Raw genomic sequence first — 248 nt, 5'->3', positions numbered from 1 at the left:
AACACGAACTTCCAGGCAGAGAAAGTCGGAGACGCGGTTGAAGTATCTGGTACGTGTGACGTCAACCTGTGGTTCTCGTTTGCAAATAACACGCAAACCGAAGTCAAGCGGGAAACTGTAAAGTTCTCCGTACTCGTTCCGCTAACGTTCTTCGACAAAAACTGCAGAGGCGATCTTGAAATTGTCGCTCGCGCCGTGGAACAGCCGAAGTGCGTAAAAGCTGAGTTGAGTGGAGGCGGCACAATCAC

At 50.8% G+C, this 248-nt stretch carries 1 protein-coding gene; it reads left to right on the top strand.

The features are described 5' to 3' along the window. On the top strand, positions 1–248 hold a 248-nt coding region (gene cotE / locus SB775_RS32370), incomplete at both ends, for an outer spore coat protein CotE (protein ID WP_410865392.1).

The organism is Peribacillus sp. SIMBA_075, assembly GCF_046534585.1.
Note: the sequence above shows the minus strand (reverse complement) of the source record. Positions and strands in the feature narration are given on the sequence as shown.